Source organism: Rhizobium sp. SL86 (assembly GCF_026672545.1).
Taxonomy (GTDB): Bacteria; Pseudomonadota; Alphaproteobacteria; order Rhizobiales; family Rhizobiaceae; genus Neorhizobium.
Genome location: NZ_JAPPRJ010000001.1, coordinates 1,693,348 through 1,713,008, shown reverse-complemented (window position 1 = coordinate 1,713,008; position 19,661 = coordinate 1,693,348). Strand labels below are relative to the sequence as shown.

General features: G+C 62.5%; 20 protein-coding genes. 13 read left to right on the top strand and 7 right to left on the bottom strand.

From position 1 onward, the window contains the following. Positions 1–133 precede the first annotated feature (133 nt). Positions 134–529 carry a winged helix-turn-helix domain-containing protein gene (locus tag OU993_RS08550; RefSeq protein ID WP_268156186.1) on the top strand — a complete coding sequence of 132 codons (396 nt, stop codon included), beginning with the start codon at positions 134–136 and terminating at the stop codon, positions 527–529. A 37-nt stretch (positions 530–566) separates the two neighbouring features. On the opposite strand, the gene OU993_RS08545 is transcribed toward OU993_RS08550, so the two are convergent. The 4 genes from OU993_RS08545 to modA all read right to left on the bottom strand — a co-directional run bounded on the left by OU993_RS08545 (position 567) and on the right by modA (position 3,894). Further along, on the bottom strand, positions 567–1,043 hold the full coding sequence (locus OU993_RS08545) for a DUF1003 domain-containing protein (protein ID WP_268156184.1): 477 nt from the start codon (positions 1,041–1,043) through the stop codon (positions 567–569). A 261-nt stretch (positions 1,044–1,304) separates the two neighbouring features. After that, positions 1,305–2,372 (bottom strand): molybdenum ABC transporter ATP-binding protein, encoded by a 1,068-nt coding sequence (modC, locus tag OU993_RS08540; protein ID WP_268156182.1) that lies wholly within the window; start codon positions 2,370–2,372, stop codon positions 1,305–1,307. Further along, positions 2,369–3,067 (bottom strand): molybdate ABC transporter permease subunit, encoded by a 699-nt coding sequence (gene modB / locus OU993_RS08535; RefSeq protein WP_268156179.1) that lies wholly within the window; start codon positions 3,065–3,067, stop codon positions 2,369–2,371. Before modB ends, modC begins: the two co-directional genes overlap by 4 nt. 38 nt (positions 3,068–3,105) lie before the next feature. Further along, positions 3,106–3,894 carry a molybdate ABC transporter substrate-binding protein gene (gene modA / locus OU993_RS08530; RefSeq protein WP_268156177.1) on the bottom strand — a complete coding sequence of 263 codons (789 nt, stop codon included), beginning with the start codon at positions 3,892–3,894 and terminating at the stop codon, positions 3,106–3,108. 192 nt (positions 3,895–4,086) lie between these two features. On the opposite strand from modA, the gene OU993_RS08525 reads away from it, so the two are divergent. Then, on the top strand, positions 4,087–4,752 hold the full coding sequence (locus tag OU993_RS08525; protein WP_268156175.1) for a sulfite oxidase-like oxidoreductase: 666 nt from the start codon (positions 4,087–4,089) through the stop codon (positions 4,750–4,752). 92 nt (positions 4,753–4,844) lie between these two features. Here the strand turns inward: OU993_RS08525 and OU993_RS08520 are convergent, their stop codons facing one another. After that, positions 4,845–5,642, bottom strand: a complete 798-nt coding sequence (locus OU993_RS08520; protein WP_268156173.1) for an NAD-dependent epimerase/dehydratase family protein — start codon at positions 5,640–5,642, stop codon at positions 4,845–4,847. Positions 5,643–5,829: 187 nt separating this feature from the next. On the opposite strand from OU993_RS08520, the gene OU993_RS08515 reads away from it, so the two are divergent. The 7 genes from OU993_RS08515 (at position 5,830) to OU993_RS08485 (ending at position 12,484) form a co-directional block, all read left to right on the top strand. Beyond that, on the top strand, positions 5,830–6,558 hold the full coding sequence (locus OU993_RS08515) for a FadR/GntR family transcriptional regulator (protein ID WP_442792889.1): 729 nt from the start codon (positions 5,830–5,832) through the stop codon (positions 6,556–6,558). 69 nt (positions 6,559–6,627) lie between these two features. Then, complete coding sequence (kdgD, locus tag OU993_RS08510) at positions 6,628–7,536, top strand: 5-dehydro-4-deoxyglucarate dehydratase (protein WP_268156171.1); 909 nt, start codon at positions 6,628–6,630, stop codon at positions 7,534–7,536. Between the two features lie 13 nt (positions 7,537–7,549). Continuing rightward, complete coding sequence (locus OU993_RS08505) at positions 7,550–8,686, top strand: mandelate racemase/muconate lactonizing enzyme family protein (RefSeq protein ID WP_268156170.1); 1,137 nt, start codon at positions 7,550–7,552, stop codon at positions 8,684–8,686. Further along, entirely contained in the window at positions 8,686–9,567 is an 882-nt protein-coding gene (locus OU993_RS08500) for an amidohydrolase family protein (RefSeq protein WP_268156168.1), read from the top strand. The genes OU993_RS08505 and OU993_RS08500 overlap by 1 nt, the downstream gene beginning before the upstream one ends. A 50-nt stretch (positions 9,568–9,617) precedes the next feature. Next, positions 9,618–10,595, top strand: coding sequence for a TRAP transporter substrate-binding protein (locus OU993_RS08495; protein ID WP_268156166.1), 978 nt, complete (start codon positions 9,618–9,620; stop codon positions 10,593–10,595). A gap of 81 nt (positions 10,596–10,676) precedes the next feature. Further along, on the top strand, positions 10,677–11,204 hold the full coding sequence (locus OU993_RS08490; RefSeq protein WP_268156164.1) for a TRAP transporter small permease: 528 nt from the start codon (positions 10,677–10,679) through the stop codon (positions 11,202–11,204). After that, positions 11,204–12,484, top strand: a complete 1,281-nt coding sequence (locus OU993_RS08485) for a TRAP transporter large permease (RefSeq protein WP_268156163.1) — start codon at positions 11,204–11,206, stop codon at positions 12,482–12,484. Before OU993_RS08490 ends, OU993_RS08485 begins: the two co-directional genes overlap by 1 nt. A gap of 111 nt (positions 12,485–12,595) precedes the next feature. On the opposite strand, the gene OU993_RS08480 is transcribed toward OU993_RS08485, so the two are convergent. Further along, positions 12,596–13,024, bottom strand: a complete 429-nt coding sequence (locus OU993_RS08480) for an RbsD/FucU family protein (protein WP_268156161.1) — start codon at positions 13,022–13,024, stop codon at positions 12,596–12,598. Continuing rightward, positions 13,024–14,256, bottom strand: a complete 1,233-nt coding sequence (locus tag OU993_RS08475) for an ROK family transcriptional regulator (protein WP_268156159.1) — start codon at positions 14,254–14,256, stop codon at positions 13,024–13,026. The genes OU993_RS08480 and OU993_RS08475 overlap by 1 nt, the downstream gene beginning before the upstream one ends. Positions 14,257–14,474: 218 nt before the next feature. Here OU993_RS08475 and OU993_RS08470 point away from each other — a divergent pair, with 218 nt between their 5' ends. From OU993_RS08470 to OU993_RS08455, 4 genes are all read left to right on the top strand, one after another. Continuing rightward, a complete protein-coding gene (locus OU993_RS08470; RefSeq protein WP_268156157.1) occupies positions 14,475–15,500 on the top strand; it encodes a sugar ABC transporter substrate-binding protein in 1,026 nt (341 codons plus the stop codon). Positions 15,501–15,695: 195 nt separating this feature from the next. Continuing rightward, positions 15,696–16,778 carry an ABC transporter permease gene (locus OU993_RS08465; RefSeq protein ID WP_268156155.1) on the top strand — a complete coding sequence of 361 codons (1,083 nt, stop codon included), beginning with the start codon at positions 15,696–15,698 and terminating at the stop codon, positions 16,776–16,778. Then, positions 16,778–17,554 carry an ATP-binding cassette domain-containing protein gene (locus OU993_RS08460; RefSeq protein ID WP_268156153.1) on the top strand — a complete coding sequence of 259 codons (777 nt, stop codon included), beginning with the start codon at positions 16,778–16,780 and terminating at the stop codon, positions 17,552–17,554. Before OU993_RS08465 ends, OU993_RS08460 begins: the two co-directional genes overlap by 1 nt. A 248-nt stretch (positions 17,555–17,802) precedes the next feature. After that, entirely contained in the window at positions 17,803–19,656 is a 1,854-nt protein-coding gene (locus OU993_RS08455) for an ABC transporter ATP-binding protein (RefSeq protein WP_268156151.1), read from the top strand. The last annotated feature ends 5 nt before the right edge of the window (positions 19,657–19,661 follow it).

The window sequence follows — 19,661 nt, the reverse complement described above, 5'->3', positions numbered from 1 at the left end:
TGCAAACAGGAGGTTGTCAATTGAAAGGATTACGACATTCGAAAGTGTAAAGATTGCCGCGGCTTGACCCGGCAGGTGGATCGAAAGGCCGGTGGCTGCTACACCCATGACGTGGAAGAGAGTGCCTTGCGCCATGGACGAAACAGACACGCACAACACAGAGACGCAGCCGATCAGACTGGTGCTCCGGCTCGACTTTCCGCCGGCCCACCGGCTCGGGCGCGGCAAGATCGAGCTTCTCGAACACATCCGCGAGACCGGCTCCATCTCGGCGGCCGGCCGTGCGATGGACATGTCCTACCGCCGCGCCTGGCTGCTCGTCGATGCGTTGAACCAGATGTTCGAGGAACCTGCCGTTGAACCGCAGCGCGGCGGCAAACAGGGCGGCGGTGCGCAGCTGACGCCCTTCGGCGAGCTGCTGGTGACCCGCTTCCGCCAGATGGAACAGAAGGCGACAGAGGCCATGCAGGCGGACATCGAATGGCTGGAGGCAAAGCGCAAGCCGGAAGCGGGAGAGACGCCGGAATAACCGGCATCGCTCCCGCCTGTATCAGCCGCCTGAGCGTTCAGCCGAGCGCTTCCTCGGTCTTGGCGCCATCACCGGCCACCTGCAGCCGGATCAGCATGGCAATGTCGCCGGACAAAGCATCGACCTTGGCATGCAGGTTGGCGATCTCGGCTTCCGAGCGAAGGTTCGTTTCATAATCCAGCCGGGCAGCCAGACGGTCTTTCGCGGCCTGGCGGTTCTGGCTCATCATGATGATCGGGGCCTGGAGAGCAGCCAACATCGACAGCATCAGGTTCAGGAAGATGAACGGAAACGGGTCGAAGGCATTGGCGGCCAGCACCACCGTGTTGAGGATCGACCAACCGATCAGGAAGAGCATGAAGCCGATGATGAAGCTCCAGGAGCCACCGATCACGGCGATACGATCCGCCAGACGATCCCCGAAGGTCAGGCGTTCTGCAAAGATTTCGTTCGGATCCTTGCGCACGGCAGAACGGCGCAGATGATCGGCAAAAAAGCGGATGGTTGCGTTCATGGCTCACCTCCTTCGAGCGACCGGCCGTCTGCGGCCCGTCGCGAGGGAGCCGATGATGAGATCAGCTCAGCGCGGCAGCCGCAAACGGCACGGTCAATCGACTATGATCGTTACTGGGCATGATCCCCTCGGGGGTCGGTTTCAGGAAGATGCGCACGGAACCGTGCACGCCTTTGAGGTAATCCCGAAGCCTAAGGACGTCAAATGGAAAAATGCCGCTCTGTTGCGCCGCAATATGGCGCTCTGATCACGTTTTGGCGATCACGGCCGCTCCAGCGCGACCGTCTTGATGATGGCATGTACGGGCCTGCCAACCACAAGTTCCAGCCGGCCAACGGAGACTTCCGTAATACGTGCGTGAAGCGTCTCTTCACCGCAATCGATCGCCAGATCCACCACGCCGCCCGCCACCCCCGTCAGCTTCGAGATTTGCCCCGGTACGATATTCAGCGCGCTGATGCCGGCGGGTTTTTCCGTCGCCACGAGAACATCGCGAGCCGGCACGTGAACCCGCACCCGCTGCCCTGCAACGAGATGCGCCGGCGGCACGACGAGCGACATGCCCCTGAAACCAATCGTGGCAAGTCCTGTTTCCGGATCCAGCGCCGAGACGGCACCGGTGAGCACGCTTCCCGCCTCCCGGCCGCTCGCATCGGCAAGGTTCCCCAGCGTGTCGGTGGCGCTGCCCACCGCCTGCACCCGGCCATCGGCCAGCACCACCACGCGGTCCGCCAGCCGCGCCACCTCCGAAACCGAATGGCTGACATAGAGAATGGGAAGGTCCAGTTCGTCGCGCAGCCGTTCCAGATAGGGAAGGATCTCTGCCTTGCGCGCCTCATCCAGAGCCGACAGCGGTTCATCCATCAGAAGCAGGCGGGGCGACGACAAAAGCGCCCGGCCGATAGAAACACGCTGTTTCTCGCCGCCCGACAGCGTGCCCGGGCGCCGCTCCAGAAGATGGGTGATGCCCAGCATGTCGAGGATATGGTCCATGTCGGCGCGCCCTCCGGTCCGACCGGCAAACCACCGTCCATAGGTCAGGTTCTGGCGCACGCTCAAATGTGGGAAAAGCCGCGGCTCCTGAAAGACATACCCGAACCGGCGCCGATGCGCGGGGATACACAGCCGGCGATGTGTATCGAGCAACGGATCGCCCGCCAGTGTGATCCGCCCCGCATCCGGGCGGATCAACCCGCCGAGGATGCGCAGGATGGAAGTCTTGCCTGATCCGGAGGGGCCGAACAGTGCCGTCACGCCGCCCTCCGCAGCAAAGGCTACATCAAGCGAAAAGTCGCCCTGGTGATGGCGGATCTCGACCGAAAGCGTCATGGCTGAACTCTTTTCGCGACAAGCCGCGCCAGCCATTCGGACACCAACAGCGCCGTCATGGAAATCGCGATCGCGATCAGGGTCAGGCGGAGCGCGCCGGCATCGCCGCCCGGCACCTGGGTGAAGGTGTAGATCGCGGCAGAAAGGGTCTGCGTTTCACCCGGAATATTGGAGACAAAGGTGATCGTCGCACCGAACTCGCCCATGGCCTTGGCAAAGGCGAGGATCATGCCGGCAATCACGCCGGGCAGGATCAGCGGCAGAGTGACTGTCAGGAACACGAAGAGTGGCGAGGCGCCGAGCGTGCCGGCAGCCTCTTCCAGCTTCTGATCGACCGCCTCGATGGAGAGCCGGATGGAGCGCACCATCAGCGGAAAGCCCATGACGGCGCAGGCGAGCGCCGCCCCGGTCCAGCGGAAGGAAAGGACGATGCCGAGGCTCTGGTCGAGAAAGGCGCCGATCGGGCCGCGCCGTCCGAACAGGATCAGCAGGATGTAGCCGGTCACCACAGGCGGCAGGATGAGCGGCAAATGCACGAGCCCGTTCAGCAGCGATTTGCCCCAGAACCGCCCACGCGCCAGCACATAAGCGATCAGCACACCGAACGGCAGGCTGGCCAGCGTCGCAACCAGTGCCACCCGCAGGCTGAGTTCGATCGCCGTCCACTCCTCGGCACTCAAGGTCCACGCATTCAAGACTGGATCACTGCTCCCTCACCCGCTGCGGCAGGATGCTACTTCAGAACCGTAAAGCCTTGCGACCGGAAAAACTCCGCGGCCTGCTCCGATGTCAGGAAGGCAAGATAATCGGCAGCGGCCTTCGACGGAGATTGGGAGACAAGCGCTGCCGGATAGATGATCGGCGGATGCGTGTCAGCCGGGAAGGTGGCGACAACAGTTACGCCTTCGTCCGCCGCCGCATCCGTTGCGTAGACGATACCGTAGGGCGCCTCGCCACGCGAGACGAGCGCAAGCGCGGCACGGACATTCTCCGCTCCCGCAACCTTGGCGGAAACCGTCGCCCAGATACCCAGATTTTCCAGCGCAGCCTTGCCGTATTTGCCGGCCGGAACGCTCTCGACCGCCCCCATGGCGAGGCGCCCGTCCGGTCCGAGCAGGCCGGCAAGGTCGAAACCCGGCTTGATCTCCACCGGTTTTGCCTTGTCCCTGGCCGAGACGAGCACGATGGCATTGCCGAGGAGGTCGATGCGGCTCTCCACCCTGATGAGCTTGCGCTCGGAAAGATAGTTCATCCAGTCCCGGTCGGCCGAGATGAAGACATCGGCCGGTGCGCCGGCCTCGATCTGTTTGGCAAGCGCCGAGCTTGCGGCATAGGAGGTCGTTACCTGCACCCCCATCTGCTTGGCATAGGCGGCATTGGCGGCATCGAGCGCCGTCTTCATGCTGGCGGCGGCAAAAACGGTCACCTTGTCCGCCGCTGCAGCCGGCAAACCGCTACACACGCCGCCGAAAGCGACGAGACAGACGGACAGGGCACGAAACAGGCTGCGGCGCGTGTGCATGTGTTTTCCCGAAGGGTCAAAATGACCAGGAAACCATAAGGCATTCGCGCTGGATTGCCAGCGTTATATTTCATGAAACATATCCAAACGAACACTGGCGCCAAACAACCGCTTGCTTGACGATTGCCAAGGAACACCCACCTAATCCGGCAGACGCGCCACATCCTGTGCGAGACCCTCAAGGAGGCCACCATGACCGACACGCCGGCCGATCCGACAGACAGCAAATTGACGACCACGAAGCGCAAATGGGCCGCCGAGGGCCGTTTCCTGACCGGGCGGATCAGCCGGCCGGAGACCGATCGCCTGCCGCCGGGACAGCATCTGGTGAAGAACTGGCCGGTGCTCGACCTTGGCCAGCAGCCGCAGATCTCCGAACTGCAGTGGCGGCTGGACATCCGGGGCGAAGTGGAAAGCGCAGTCACCCTCGACTGGAAGGGCTTTCTCGCCCTGCCGCAGACGAAAGCGGTCTCCGACATTCACTGCGTCACCACCTGGTCGCGTTATGACAATGCGTGGGCTGGCGTGATGGTGCGCGATCTTCTCGACCTCGTGCATCCGAAACCCGAGGCCGATGCGGTGATGCTGACCAGTTTCGACGGGTACACGACGAACCTGCTGCTTGAGGATTTCGCCGCCGAAGACGCCATCCTCGCCACCCATTGGGAAGGCCAGCCGATCACGCGCGAACATGGCGGACCGATGCGGCTCGTGCTGCCGCATCTCTATTTCTGGAAAAGCGCCAAGTGGCTGACGCGCATCGAATTCACCCGGCAGGACAAACCGGGCTTCTGGGAAAAGAACGGCTACCACATGCGCGGTGATCCGTGGCGCGAACAGCGGTATTCGGACGACTGAGCCGCCAAGAAAAGACGCCCCGGTGCTTGGGCAGCAGCCGGGGCGTACGACGGACGGATGGGACTGTGTGAGAGCCCATGGGGACCGTCGGATCAACCTTCCGGGAAGATCGGATCGTTGACGAAATTGCCGCCCTGGTAGACGTGCAGTGCTGCCTTGGGATCGGGCTTGCCGAGCGTCGCATCCAGTTCCGCACGGTAGCTTTCCGCGTTGTCCTGCGGTTTCCAGCCCAGATAGGCGGCGTGCGAATTGTCCCACCATTTGCTGTCATTGTTGGAAACGCCCCAGATGATCGGGCAGCCCAGCATCGGCGCGCGGAAGGCGCATTCGATGAGCAGCCTGAAATCGCTATAGGACATCCAGCTGGACAGCATGCGATGATTGGTCGGCTTTTCCATGCAGCTGCCGATGCGCACCAAAGCCGTTTCCTGGCCGAATTTCTCGAAATACATGCGAGCCAGCGCCTCGCCGAAACATTTCGACACACCGTAGAGCCCGTCGGGGCGCATCGGCGCGGTCGTGTCGATATGCTGGTCCTGGCGATAAAAACCGACGGTATGGTTGGAACTGGCAAAAATGATGCGCGGATGGCCATGCGCACGCGCCGCCTCGTAGAGGTTATAGAGCCCGAGCAGATTGGCGTTCATGATCTTGGAGAACTTGTCCTCCACCGAAATGCCGCCCAGATGCAGGATGCCATCACAGCCCTCGACCAGCCTGTTGACAGCGGCCGCATCGCCCAGATCGCACTGGACAAGTTCCTCGTTGGGGCCGGCCTCACCGAGGTTCGCAATGTCCGAAAGGCGCAACGTCTCGGCGAAAGGGGCAAGCCGCACGCGCATGGCACGGCCCAGCGCACCGGCGGCACCGGTAATCAAAAGTCTCTTCACAGAATCCTCCTTGGGGGCGAAGACAAGACAAAACTTGTCTCGTTGCCACATCAATTTATCATACATGTTGGCAGATCAGCGTCAACACGGTACAGCTATGGGAACAATCGATCCGGCAGGCCCTGCCGACCGGGTCCAGACTGGCAGGGAAAGAGGTCTCTTGATGAACATGGCCACGCACAGCAGAATGCCCAACGGATCCGGAACGCTGGCGTCGCGGCTCAGCGATACGCTGCGACAGGCGATCGCGGCGGGCCAGTTTCCGCCGGGCAGCAAGCTGCCGAGCGAGGCCCAGTTGGGCGAGACGCACGGGGTCAGCCGCACGGTCGTGCGCGAGGCCATCGCGGCACTGAGGGCCGACCGACTGGTCGAAGCCCGCCAGGGCGCCGGCGTCTTCGTGCTTGATCCGCCCGGGCCCGCAGCACCCGCCCCGATGTCCATCGACAACATCGACCACGCCCGCGTCTCCTCCGTCATCGAATTCCTCGAACTGCGCACCGCCGTCGAGGTGGAGGCCGCCGGCCTTGCGGCGCTGCGCCGCTCACCAGCCCAGGAAGAAGTGATCTTCGACTGTCATTACGCGGTGCAGGCCTGCCTGGAAGCCGGCAAACCCACCAGCGAAGCGGACTTTGCCCTGCACCTGGCCATTGCCGAAGCCACCAACAACAGCCGCTTCCGTGATTTCCTCGCCATGATCGGCAAAAGCATCATTCCGCGCGCGGCCCTGCGCAACGAAGAAAGCGAGGAAGATCAGGCAGCCTATATCAAGCTCATCATGCAGGAGCACAACGCCATCGTCACCGCGATTTCCGCCGGCGACGAAGAGGCGGCCCGCGAGGCCATGCGCCGCCATCTGCGTGGCAGCCAGACGCGCTATCGAGCGCTCCTGCGCGAGCAGCGCCAATTTGTAAGATAACTAATTGACACTTGTATGTAGAGTGGATACGACATTGGACGGAGGAGACGTCTAACAAGGAATTCACTCATGACGCCACAAGAGATCAAGGCGGCGCTTGGCGCTGGCCTCCTGTCCTTTCCCGTGACCCATTTCGATGGTGAAGGCCAGTTCCAGCCGGAAAGCTACAAGCGCCACATCGAATGGCTGTCCGGCTTCGATGCGCCTGTTCTCTTTGCCGCCGGCGGCACCGGCGAGTTCTTCTCGCTGTCCCCCGATGAAATCCCCGGCATAGTCAAGGCCGCCAAGGAAGCAGCCGGCAAGACGGCCATCGTCTCCGGCTGTGGTTTCGGCAGCCATGTCGGCGTCGAGCTGGCAAAGTCGGTCGAAAAGGCCGGCGCGGACGGCATCCTGCTTCTGCCGCATTATCTGATCGATGCGCCGCAGGAAGGCCTCTACCAGCACGTCAAGAAGATCTGCCAGTCGGTCGGCATCGGCGTCATGGTCTACAACCGTGACAATTCGGTTCTCTCCGTGGACACGCTGAAGCGCCTGTGTGACGAGTGCCCGAACCTCGTCGGTTTCAAGGACGGCACCGGCGATATCGGCGCAGTCCGCCAGATCACCGCCACCATGGGCGACCGGCTGACCTATCTCGGCGGCATGCCGACGGCAGAACTCTTCGCTGAAGCCTATCTCGGCGCCGGTTTCACCACCTATTCGTCCGCCGTCTTCAACTTCGTGCCGGGTCTCGCGGTCGAATTCTACAAGGCGCTGCGCGCCGGCGAACGCGCCCATTGCGAAAAGATCCTGAAGGATTTCTTCTATCCCTTCATGGCCATCCGCAACCGCCGCAAGGGTTATGCCGTCGCCGCCATCAAGGCCGGTGTGCGTCTGCAGGGTTTCGACGCCGGCAAGGTGCGCGCGCCGCTCGACGACCTGACCCGCGAGGAAGAAGGCATGCTGCTCGACCTGATCGGTCCCTGGAAGCGCGGCTGAGGATAGTGCCACGATGAAGATCACCGCAGTTCGCACCCATCTTCTGGAACACAAGCTGGACGTGGCCTTCGAAAGCGCCTCCATGCGTTTCGATCGCCGGGCCCATATCCTGGTGGAGATCGAGTGCGACGACGGCACGGTGGGCTGGGGCGAATGCCTCGGCCCTGCCCGTCCCAATGCGGCGATCGTCGCGACCTATGCCAACTGGCTGATCGGTGAAAACCCGCTGGAAACCGAAAAGATCTGGGCGAAGCTCTACAATGCGCTGCGCGACCAGGGGCAGCGCGGCCTCACCGTGACGGCCCTGTCCGGCATCGACATCGCGCTGTGGGACATCAAGGGCAAACGTTTCGGCGTGCCGGTCTCCATCCTGCTCGGCGGTCGTTTCCGCGAGAGCGTCAGGGCCTATGCCACCGGCAGCTTCAAGCGTGACGGGGTCGACCGGGTGGAGGACAATGCCACCGATGTCGCCCGTTACTGGAAGGAAGGTTTCCACGCCACCAAGATCAAGATCGGCTTCGGCGTCGAAGAAGACCTGCGCGTTGTCCGCGCCGCCCGCGACGCCGTTGGTTCGGACATGCGCATCATGGTCGATGCCAACCACGGCTACGATGCCGTCGAAGCGATCCGCTTCGGCCAGGCGGCAGCCGAACTGAACCTCGACTGGTTCGAGGAACCGGTGGTGCCGGAACAGCTTGCCGCCTATCGTGAGGTACGTGCCCGCCAGCCGATTCCGGTGGCCGGCGGCGAAACCTGGCATTCCCGTTGGGGCATGCGCGAACCGGTCGAAACACGCTGCGTCGACATCCTGCAGCCGGATCTTGCCGGCGTCGGCGGTTTCACCGAAGCCAAGCGCGTCGCCGATCTCGCAGCGCTCCACGGGGTACGCGTGGTGCCGCATGTCTGGGGAACGGCAGTCCACATTGCCGCCGCCCTGCAGTTCATGGCTGCCATGGTGCCGAGCCCGGTGCGCGTCAACCCGATCGAGCCGATCCTGGAATTCGATCGCACCGACAATCCCTTCCGCCAGGCGGTGATCAAGACCCCGATTGAACACGTCAACGGCGTGGTCGCGATCCCGAATGGCCCCGGCCTCGGCATCGAGATCAACCGTGACGCGCTCGTCGAATTCAAGATGAAGGATGCTTGATGCTCGTCCGCACCCTTTCCGGCCGCAAACCGAAGATCGCGCTGCCGAAGGGCAGTGTGGACACGCAGATGCACATGTATCTGCCGGGTTACCCCTCGCAGCCGGGCGGGCCGGGCCTTCCGGCCGGCGCGCTTCCGACACCTCAGCAATATCGTGAGGTCATGGCTTGGCTCGGCATCGACCGGGTCATCATCACCCAGGGCAATGCCCAGCAGACCGACAATGCCAATGTCGTTGCGTGTCTGAAGGAGATGGGACCGGTCGCCCGCGGTGTGGCAGCGGTTGCCCCGGATATTTCCGAGGCCGAACTCGACGTTCTGGCAGAAGCCGGTGTCGTCGGGCTACGGATCATGGATCTGCCAGGCGGCGCTGTCGGCCTGTCCGCACTGGAGGAACTGGACGCGATTGCCGCGGCCCGTGGCTTCATGCTCGCGATCCAGTTCGACGGCAGCAATATCCTCGATCACGAACCGCGGCTGGCGAAACTGAAATCCCGCTGGGTCTTCGATCATCACGGCAAGTTCTTCTGCGGTGTTACCCCCGACAGTCCGCAAGTCATCGCGACACGCCGCCTGATCGATGGCGGGAACTGCTGGTTCAAATTTGCCGGCGTCTACGAAAGTTCGAAGAGTGGCGGCCCCGACTACGCCGATGTCGCAGCCGTTGCCACGATGCTGGCGGCCCATGCGCCGGAGCGCATCGTCTGGGGCACCAACTGGCCGCACAACCTGGCCCGCGAACAGGCGGACTATCCGGACGACGCAGCCCTCACCGATACCGTTCTCGGCTGGTTTGCCGATGAAAATGCCCGCCACATGGCTTTGGTCAAAAATCCAGAAGCCCTGTTCGGTCTGCCTGCCTGGCAGGAGGAGAAAGCATAACAAACCGCACCCCGGCGGGAGGCCAGGGTGCAACCACTGGAGGAGAGAAAATGAAACTGACGAAAATACTGGGGCTCGCTTTGGGCCTTGCACTGAGCACGGCACTGACCGCTCAGGCACAGGAAGTCACGCTGCGTTCGGCGGACATCCATCCGGACGGTTACCCGACCGTCGAGGCCGTCAAATACATGGGCCAGCTCGTCTCCGAGCGCACCAAGGGCCGCATCAAGATCCAGGTCATGAACAACTCGGTGCTCGGCAGCGAGAAGGACACGATCGAACAGACGCGTTTCGGCGTCATCGACATGAACCGCGTCAACACCGCCCCCTTCAACAACCTGGTCAAGGAAACCGTCGTTCTCGGCCTGCCCTTCCTGTTCCGCTCGACTGAGCACATGCACAAGGTGGTGGACGGCCCGATTGGCGACGACATCCTGAAGGCTTTCGAGCCGCATGGCCTCGTCGGTCTCGCCTTTTATGATTCCGGCGCCCGTTCCTTCTACACCACGAAGAAGCCGATCGAGAAGCTGGCCGACCTGAAGGGCATGAAGATCCGCGTCCAGCAGTCGGACCTCTGGATCGCCATGATGCAGGCCTTCGGTGCCAACCCGACACCGATGCCGTTCGGTGAGGTCTACTCCTCGCTGGAAACCGGCGTGGTGGATGGTGCGGAAAACAACTGGCCGTCCTATGAATCCTCGCGCCATTTCGAAGTCGCGAAGAACTATTCGCTGACGGAACACTCGCTGACGCCGGAAGCGCTCGTCATGTCGAAGATGTCCTGGGACAAGCTGAAGCCAGAAGATCAGGAGACCGTCCGCAAGGCCGCCAAGGAATCGGTCGCCAAGATGCGCGAACTCTGGCAGGCGCGTGAAAAGGCCTCGGAAGAGAAGGTCAAGGCCGGCGGCGTCAAGGTGATCTCCGTCAACAAGGAAGAGTTCTCCGCCGCCATGAAGCCGGTCTACGACAAGTTCGTCACCGATGCGAAGATGAAGGACTTGGTCGCGCGCATCCAGGCCGTCAAGTAATCTCCCAGTCAGGGGCCAGTTGCAGATCGCACTGGCCCCTTTTTCTTCGAGACGCGCGCCATCTGCGCAAAGGACAAGGGAATGAGGAATTTCATTCGCAGCGTCAGGCCCGTGCTGGGTTTCCTCAGCCGCCTTGCGCTTTATCTCGCCGCTGCCGGCATCGTCGCCATGACCCTGATCGTAGGCTGGCAGGTCTTCGGCCGCTACGTGCTCAATGATACGCCAAGCTGGTCCGAACCGCTGTCGCTGTTCCTGATGTCCTGGTTCATCCTGCTCGGCGCCGCTGTCGGTGTAAGGGAAAGCGGCCATCTCGGCCTCGATATCGTCCGTTACGCCATGCCGAAACCGGTCCAGCGGGCCATGGATATCACAAGCCTCATCCTGGTGGCGGCTTTCGGCGGCTTCATGAGTTATTACGGCGTGCTTCTGGCCAGAGGCACCTGGACCGCCACCATCCCCGTTCTCGGCTGGCCGGGTGGCGTCGACTTCATCCCACTCATCGTCGGCGGCGCCATGATTGCGCTTTTTGCGCTCGAACGTCTCTGCGATGCCCTGCTTGCCGAACCGGAACCTGTTGCCCCCGCGGCACAGGGTGTGGAGAGCGTCTGATGGCCTATGCAGTTCTTTTCGGTTCCTTCGTGGTCCTGATGTCGATCGGCATGCCGATTGCGTTTTGCCTTGGCATCGCCTCGCTTGCCACGGTGTTCTACCTCGGCCTTCCGCCGATCGTCATCTTCCAGCAGCTGAATTCCGGCATGAACGTGTTTGCCATGATGGCGATCCCGTTTTTCATCTTCGCCGGCGACCTGATGGTGCGCGGCGGCATCGCTGCACGCCTCATTCGCTTCGCCGCCGGTCTCGTCGGGCATCTACGCGGCGGTCTCGGCCAGGTCAACATTGTTGCCTCGACGCTGTTTGGCGGCATTTCCGGCTCGGCGGTCGCCGATGCCTCGGCCGTTGGCGGCCTGATGGTGCCGCAGATGGCGGCGCGCGGGTATGACCGCGGTTATGCGGTCAATGTCACCACCAGCTCGGCCATCATCGCGCTGATGATCCCGCCATCGCACAACATGATCCTCTATTCGATCGCCGCCGGCGGCAATGTCTCGGTTGCTGATCTCTTCACGGCGGGCATTCTGCCCGGTTTCCTGCTGGCCCTGGCACTGATGGTGACCGCCTATATCGTTGCGCGCCGCCGCGGGTATCCGTCCGAGCCCTTCCCCGGCTTCACCAATCTTCTGGTCTACCTGCTGGCGGCCCTTCCGGGCATTCTGCTGATCGGTATCATCTTCGGTGGTGTGCGCTCCGGCATCTTCACCGCCACGGAAAGCTCCTGCATCGCGGTTCTGTATGCCTTCCTCGTCGCCATGCTCGTTTATCGGGAGCTGGACTGGCACGGTTTCATCGAAGCGGTGACCGGTGCGGTCCGCACGACCGCCATGGTTCTATTGGTCATCGGCACCGCCGCATCCTTTGCCTGGCTGATGGCCTTCCTGCAGGTGCAGCAACTGATGATCGGCGCGATCGGGGCAATCTCCGACAATCCGATCATCATCCTGCTGGTGATCAACATCATCCTGCTTCTGCTCGGCACCTTCATGGATATGGCGCCGCTCGTCATCATCTCGACGCCGGTTCTGTTGCCGGTGGTCAAGGCCTTCGGTGTCGATCCGGTGCATTTCGGGGTGATCATGATCCTGAACGCCGGCATCGGGCTCAACACCCCTCCCGTCGGAACGGTGCTGTTCGTCGGCTGCGCCGTGGGCGGCATCACCATCCGGGAAGCCATGAAGACGATCTGGCCTTTCTTCGGTGCCAGCGTCGCGGTGCTGATGGCGGTCACCTACATCCCGGCACTGTCGCTCTGGCTGCCAAGCCTGTTTCGCTGAACCCGATCCTTCCGAGATCCAGACAGAAGGCCGGCGGATCGCTCCGCCGGCCGTCTTCATGAAAAAATGATCCGGCGCAGGTCCGCCAGTGCGCCGGTACGCTTTACGCGACTAAGGATAGATTACGCCCTTTTTCAAAATGACATTGGCATAAAGCCGTGGCTCGCCGGTCTGCACCACCGTGTGGGCCGCCTTGACCCGCGGATAAAAATCCGGTCCCAGAAGCGGTACGACCGCCTGGTTCGGCTCGTGTTTTGCGCAGCACGTTATGATCTCTTCATGCACCGGATCGAGCGTGTCGCGCTCCTTGCCCTTGGTCGACCGGAAGATCGCCTCCGGCACGAAATCGTCGATCGGCATGACGGAGAGAATCGCATCGAGCACCGGGATCAGGGCGTGGCCATCCAGCCGCACGAGCCGGCGGGCATGCTCCAGCGCCGGATAGTTTCCATCCACGATGGCAATTTCATCGCCATGCCCCATGGCGCGCAATGTCGCCAAAAGATCCGGGCTGAGAATGGGGTTGATGCCCTTCAGCATTACGCAAGCTCCTTGAACAAGACACTCTGGTCGGTAAGATAACGGGCAAAGATCGGCAGGCTCGCCCCGCCGATGGCGCGGGCCTGGGCGCCGACCGCCCCTTCGATGATGTCGGGAATGATGACACCCTGCAGGTCGAGCCGCGACACCGCCTCGACGGTCGCCGCAACGATGCGCCGGCGCACCCAGGCGGGAAAACCACCGTCGATCACGGCCGCGCCGAAATCGATGACGGAGGCGGCCGCGACGATCGCCTGGGCCAGTGCTTCGGCCGTATCGCGGATCCAGATTTCCATCGGTTCGCCGAAATCCACCCAGTCATTGGCGGAATACCACAACGGCTGCGGATCGATACCGCGCTCCAGAAGCAGTTTTTCCAGGACGAAGATCGAGGCGATATCGAGAAGCTGGCGGTTTTCGCCGTTCTTGCCGCGCACCGGCAGCGGCCCCAGCGCGCCCGCCGTTCCCGTGCGACCGGAAAACACGGCGGAGTTCAGGACGATGCCGCCGCCAATGAAGGAGCCTATGAAAAAATAGACGAAATCCGGATAAGAAGGCCCGACGCCGAAGACGAGTTCGGCCCCGCAGGCACTGGTCGCGTCGTTTTGCAGATAGACGGCGTGACGGACACGCGCGGCAACCTCGGCCTGCATGTCGAAACCGCGCCATTCGTCCATGGCGCCCGGCGGCGCACCCACTTCCTCCGCCCAGTTCCACAGTTCGAAGGGCGCGGCGATGCCGACACCGGCAATGCGTATGCGCTGTTCCTCCGACATCTGCGCCTCAAGCCGCTCGATGCCGGACATGATGATGGTGATGATCTGCTCCGGCTTCGGATAGGCATAGGTCTGGCGCACCTGCAGGCGGATCTTGCCGACAAAATCCATCAGCACGACGTCGGCGCTGCGCCGGCCGATCTTTACGCCGAAGGAAAACACCGCATCCGGATTAAGCCGCAAAGGCACCGAAGGCTGGCCCACCTTGCCGCGCTGCGGTTCGCCGCGCAGAAGAAGCCCATCCTTTTCGAGCGCCCGCATGATGACGGAGACGGTCTGGGCGGAAAGCCCGCTCGCCCGGGTGATGTCGGCTTTCGACAACGAGCCGTACATCCGCACCAGAGACAGCACGAGCCTCTCGTTGTAGGCGCGAACGCGCACCTGGTTCGATCCGCCGGCCAAACCGGAGGTGAACGGTGCAACGGGGCCAGCTGGCGGATTGCCTTGGACGGTCATGGCCACCCCTCCCTAGGTACCCATTTTTTCTCCAGCGGCGAAACTATCGCCCTCGCATTAATAAATCAATCGGAATTAATTATTGACAGAGATGGAACTTTGCGCATTATTGGCGCTGCAAGGGCGGACGGCTTGGAGGAGGCGTACTGTCACTCGGAACCGTCATTGCCTTTAAAATATCCGCGTGGTGCGGAGATCCACACTCTGGGAGGAGCCCGATGAAAAAATCTGTTTTGACTGCAGCCTTTGCCACGCTCGCGCTTGGCGTCGTTTTCGCCGCGCCGGCATCGGCTGCGGGCGTTTCCGCCTGCCTGATCACCAAGACCGACACCAACCCCTTCTTCGTCAAGATGAAGGAAGGCGCGACGGCCAAGGCCAAGGAACTGGGCGTGACGCTGAAGTCCTACGCGGGCAAGATCGACGGTGACTCCGAAAGCCAGGTCGCTGCCATCGAAACCTGCATCGCCGATGGCGCCAAGGGTATCCTGCTCACCGCATCCGATACGAAGGGTATCGTTCCGGCCGTTCAGGAAGCCCGCAAGGCCGGCTTGCTCGTGATTGCTCTCGACACGCCGCTTGACCCGATCGACGCTGCCGACGCAACCTTCGCAACCGACAACCTGCTCGCCGGCGAACTGATCGGCAAGTGGGCCGCTGCAACGCTCGGCGACAAGGCGAAGTCCGCCAAGATCGCTCTCCTGAACCTCACCCCCGCACAGCCGTCCGTCGACGTTCTGCGCAACCAGGGTTTCATGAAGGGTTTTGGCATCGACGTGGGTGACATCACCCGCATCGGCGACGAAAAGGACCCGCGCATCGTCGGCAACGACGTAACGAACGGCAATGAAGAAGGCGGCCGCACCGCGATGGAAAACCTTCTCCAGAAGGATCCGACCATCAACGTCGTGCACACCATCAACGAGCCGGCTGCAGCCGGTGCCTACGAAGCCCTCAAGGCTGTGGGCAAGGAAAAGGACGTCCTGATCGTGTCGGTCGACGGCGGTTGCCCGGGCGTCAAGAACGTCAAGGAAGGCATCATCGGCGCCACTTCCCAGCAGTATCCGCTGCTGATGGCATCGCTCGGCATCGAAGCGATCAAGAAGTTCGCCGACACCGGTGAAAAGCCGAAGCCGACCGCCGGCAAGAACTTCTTCGACACCGGCGTGGCGCTGGTGACCGACAAGCCGGCCAAGGGCGTTCCGTCCATCGACACCAAGGAAGGCACCGCCAAGTGCTGGGGCTGAGCCTCACGCGCTGACGCTGCAAACGAACAGCTCGGAGGGCGGCTCAGGCCGCCCTTCTGGCAAGCGTGATCTGCCGAAATTCGAGGCAGACACAGAACATGCGATGCATGCAGTTCTCATAGCCGACGAAACGAGGGTCCGTTATCCTCCTGTGTCGGCCCTCATATCCTCGATAGAGGCCAAGGGAGGAAACCGATGAGCGAGCCACAAGCCGCCACAAAACCCCACATGGAATATGAAAAAGTCCTGTCGGGCAGTTCAACGCAGGTCGCCCAGTTCGACACGCACGACAAGACGCCCCTGCAGCGATTCCAGCATTTCCTGCACGGAAGTCCGGCGGCCGTCCCGCTGATCGTCCTGCTGCTGTCACTCGCCGTTTTCGGCATGATCCTCGGCAGCAAGTTCTTTTCGGCCTTCTCGCTGACGCTGATCCTGCAGCAGGTGGCCATCACCGGCATCATCGGTGCGGCCCAGACGCTGATCATCCTGACCGCCGGTATCGACCTTTCGGTGGGCGCCATCATGGTGCTGTCCTCCGTCGTGATGGGCCAGTTCGCCATCAATTACGGCGTGCCCGTGCCGCTCGCGATCCTTGCCGGTTTTGCCGTGGGCGCCATCTGCGGTCTGATCAACGGTTTCCTGGTGGCCCGTATCAAGCTGCCGCCGTTCATCGTCACGCTCGGCATGTGGCAGATCGTGCTCGCCACGAACTTCCTCTATTCGGCCAACGAGACCATCCGCTCGCAGGATCTGGCCGCCAAAGCACCGCTCCTGCAGTTCTTCGGTGAAAACATCCGCATCGGCGGGGCCGTCTTCACCTACGGCGTCATCGCCATGGTGCTGCTCGTCCTGCTGCTCTGGTACGTTCTGAACTCCACCGCCTGGGGTCGCCATCTCTATGCCGTCGGCGACGATCCGGATGCGGCGGAACTCGCCGGCGTCAACGTCAAGAAGATGCTGATCTCCGTCTACACGATTTCCGGCATCATCTGTGCGCTCGGCGGCTGGGCGCTGATCGGCCGCATCGGTTCGGTCTCGCCGACCGCCGGCCAGTTCGCCAACATCGAATCGATCACGGCCGTGGTCATTGGTGGATTGTCGCTCTTCGGCGGCCGCGGCTCCATCCTCGGCATGTTGTTCGGCGCGCTGATCGTCGGCGTCTTCTCGCTCGGTCTTCGCCTCATCGGCACCGACCCGCAATGGACCTATCTGTTGATCGGCGTGCTCATCATCGCAGCCGTCGCGATCGACCAGTGGATCAGAAAGGTAGCAGGCTAATGGCACAGGAACCCATCCTCACCGCCCGCGGTCTCGTCAAGCGCTACGGCAAGGTTACCGCACTCGACCGCGCCGATTTCGATCTCTACCCGGGTGAAATCCTGGCGGTGATCGGCGACAACGGCGCCGGCAAGTCCTCGCTGATCAAGGCGATTTCCGGCGCCATCAGCCCGGACGAGGGCGAAATCCGCCTGGAAGGCAAGCCGGTGAGCTTCCGCTCGCCGATCGAGGCCCGCCAGGCCGGGATCGAGACCGTTTACCAGAACCTTGCGCTGTCGCCGGCGCTCTCGATCGCCGACAACATGTTCCTCGGCCGCGAGATCCGCAAGCCGGGCATCATGGGCAGTGTCTTCCGCAAGCTCGACCGTCAGGCCATGGAAAAATTCGCACGTGAAAAACTGTCCGAACTCGGCCTGATGACCATCCAGAACATCAACCAGGCGGTCGAGACGCTCTCCGGCGGCCAGCGCCAGGGCGTGGCCGTGGCGCGCGCCGCAGCCTTCGGCTCCAAGGTCATCATCCTGGACGAACCGACGGCGGCGCTTGGCGTCAAGGAAAGCCGGCGCGTTCTGGAACTCATCCTCGACGTGCGCTCGCGTGGCATCCCGATCGTTCTGATCTCGCACAACATGCCGCATGTCTTCGAAGTTGCCGACCGCATCCACATTCATCGGCTCGGCAAACGCCTGACGGTGATCAATCCGAAGGACTATTCGATGTCGGATGCCGTCGCCTTCATGACCGGGGCAAAGTCTCCGGAACCACTGGCCGCCTGAGCCCCGGCGACCAGCTCCTCGGGCCGCGCCTTTCAACGGACCCAGCGCGGCCCCTTTCCTTCCGGCACTTGTCCGACGACTGATCACCAACCTCGCGGATCAGTTGAGATTTGTGAAAAGATAAGTCTTCCGATTCCGGCAGAATCGGTCTCCTATGTCATTCCCTTCGGCAACCTTCCGCCTAATTCATGCGGTACAAGCGCGCCTCTCGCCCGAGCGCCTGCGCGCCTCATACTGGAATGACGATCGTGACAGCCTCATCCCCCAGCGGAGCAGCCCAGCTTTCCGCCTCGCTTGCCCACGTCAAAGCCGCCGGCTGGGGCAAGGGCCTCTCCATCCTGACCCGCATCACTGTGATGGCCTTTCGCCACCCATGGCAATCGGGCGCGGCGATTGGCGCCACCTTCATCGCCTCCGCCTTTCAGCTGATGATCCCGGAACTGCTCGGACGGGCGGTCGACCAGGCCCAGGGCATCATGGCCAGTGGAAGCCTGGGTGTGGAAGCGCAGGACGCGCTTTTATGGACCGCCCTTCTCCTGCTCGGTGCCAGCGTCCTGCGCGGCCTCTTCACCATGGTGCAGAACTATTACAGCGAAGCCGTCGGCCACCATATCGGCTACGAGCTCCGGCTCGCCTGTTACGAGAAGATCCAGCGGCTCTCCTTCAGCTTCCATGACAGCATGCATTCCGGCGACCTGATCACCGTCGGCCTGCTCGATCTGGAAGGCGTGCGCATGTATTTCTCGACAGCCCTCGTCAGGATGATCTTTCTCTCGGTCCTGATCGGCATCGGCGCCTATCTGCTGCTCTCGACCGATGTGGTGCTTGGGCTTCTGGCGCTGAGTTTCGTGCCCTTCGTCGGCTGGCGTTCGTCGGTCACGCAGCTTCGCCTGCGTGCCACCTGGCTCGACCTGCAGGAGCGGCTCGCCGTTCTGACCCGCGTGATGGAGGAAAATCTCGGCGGTATCCGTGTCGTGCGCGCCTTTTCCGCCCAGAAACACGAGCTGGAAAAGTTCGACCAAGCCTCGCGCAATGCGCTGTCGCTTGCCCATCAGCGCGTCGGCATCCGGGTTGCCAATACCAGCGCCATGACCTTGTCCTTCTTTGCCGCCATGGGCCTCGTTCTGTGGGTCGGCGGCGCCAAGGTGACGGCGGGCGAGATCACCGTCGGCACGCTCGCCTCCTTCCTCACCTTCATGACCATCCTGCAGATGCCGGTACGCCAGCTCGGGCTGATGGTGAACGCCTTTGCCCGCGCCTCCACCTGCGGCGCCCGGCTATTCGGCCTGCTCGACATGGAGATCGCGGTCAAGGACGATCCGAAGGCGCCGGCTCTGACTGTGACCGAGGGCACGCTGCGCTTCGAGAATGTCGGCTTTGCCTATCCGGCGGCACCCGACAATCCGGTCCTGCAGGATATCTGTTTCGAGGCGAGGCGCGGCGAAACCATCGGCATCGTCGGCCCGCCAGGCAGCGGCAAGTCGACGATCGCCCATCTCATCCCGCGTTTCTACGACACGACCGAAGGCCGCATCACCATTGACGGCCAGGATATTCGGGATGTCAGGCTGCAATCGCTGCGCCGCGCCGTCGTCGTTGTCCAGCAGGACAGTTTCCTCTTCACCACGACGATTGAAAACAACATCGCCTACGGCGATCCCTGGGCCCGCGAAAACCAGATTGCCCGGGCGAGCGAAAGCGCGCAGCTGCACAATTACGTGCTGGGGCTCCCCTCGAGTTACGGCACCGTCGTGGGCGAACGCGGCGTCTCGCTCTCCGGCGGCCAGCGGCAGCGCCTGTCGATTGCCCGTGCCCTGATGCTGAAGCCGGCGGTGATGATCTTTGATGATTCGACCGCCGCCATCGATGCCGCCACCGAACAACGTATCCGCAGCGCCATGCGCCGTTACGCCTCCGACCGGGTGACGCTCATCGTCGCACACCGGCTGAGTTCGCTGATGCATGCCGACCGCATCCTCTTTGTGGAAGACGGCCGGATCGTCGAACACGGCTCGCACCAGGAGCTTCTGGCGCTGGGGGGACGCTACCGCGCGCTCTACGACCTGCAGATCCGTCCCGATGACGAAACTTTGGCCGGCTGAGGGAG

What these genes read in the sequence shown, in the direction of transcription:
- OU993_RS08550 (WP_268156186.1), top strand. Translation starts at nt 134, where the DNA reads ATGGACGAAACAGACACGCACAACACAGAGACGCAGCCGATCAGACTG.
- OU993_RS08545 (WP_268156184.1), bottom strand. Translation starts at nt 1,043, where the DNA reads ATGAACGCAACCATCCGCTTTTTTGCCGATCATCTGCGCCGTTCTGCC.
- modC (WP_268156182.1), bottom strand. Translation starts at nt 2,372, where the DNA reads ATGACGCTTTCGGTCGAGATCCGCCATCACCAGGGCGACTTTTCGCTT.
- modA (WP_268156177.1), bottom strand. Translation starts at nt 3,894, where the DNA reads ATGCACACGCGCCGCAGCCTGTTTCGTGCCCTGTCCGTCTGTCTCGTC.
- OU993_RS08525 (WP_268156175.1), top strand. Translation starts at nt 4,087, where the DNA reads ATGACCGACACGCCGGCCGATCCGACAGACAGCAAATTGACGACCACG.
- OU993_RS08515 (WP_442792889.1), top strand. Translation starts at nt 5,830, where the DNA reads ATGCCCAACGGATCCGGAACGCTGGCGTCGCGGCTCAGCGATACGCTG.
- kdgD (WP_268156171.1), top strand. Translation starts at nt 6,628, where the DNA reads ATGACGCCACAAGAGATCAAGGCGGCGCTTGGCGCTGGCCTCCTGTCC.
- OU993_RS08505 (WP_268156170.1), top strand. Translation starts at nt 7,550, where the DNA reads ATGAAGATCACCGCAGTTCGCACCCATCTTCTGGAACACAAGCTGGAC.
- OU993_RS08500 (WP_268156168.1), top strand. Translation starts at nt 8,686, where the DNA reads ATGCTCGTCCGCACCCTTTCCGGCCGCAAACCGAAGATCGCGCTGCCG.
- OU993_RS08495 (WP_268156166.1), top strand. Translation starts at nt 9,618, where the DNA reads ATGAAACTGACGAAAATACTGGGGCTCGCTTTGGGCCTTGCACTGAGC.
- OU993_RS08490 (WP_268156164.1), top strand. Translation starts at nt 10,677, where the DNA reads ATGAGGAATTTCATTCGCAGCGTCAGGCCCGTGCTGGGTTTCCTCAGC.
- OU993_RS08485 (WP_268156163.1), top strand. Translation starts at nt 11,204, where the DNA reads ATGGCCTATGCAGTTCTTTTCGGTTCCTTCGTGGTCCTGATGTCGATC.
- OU993_RS08480 (WP_268156161.1), bottom strand. Translation starts at nt 13,024, where the DNA reads ATGCTGAAGGGCATCAACCCCATTCTCAGCCCGGATCTTTTGGCGACA.
- OU993_RS08475 (WP_268156159.1), bottom strand. Translation starts at nt 14,256, where the DNA reads ATGACCGTCCAAGGCAATCCGCCAGCTGGCCCCGTTGCACCGTTCACC.
- OU993_RS08470 (WP_268156157.1), top strand. Translation starts at nt 14,475, where the DNA reads ATGAAAAAATCTGTTTTGACTGCAGCCTTTGCCACGCTCGCGCTTGGC.
- OU993_RS08465 (WP_268156155.1), top strand. Translation starts at nt 15,696, where the DNA reads ATGAGCGAGCCACAAGCCGCCACAAAACCCCACATGGAATATGAAAAA.
- OU993_RS08460 (WP_268156153.1), top strand. Translation starts at nt 16,778, where the DNA reads ATGGCACAGGAACCCATCCTCACCGCCCGCGGTCTCGTCAAGCGCTAC.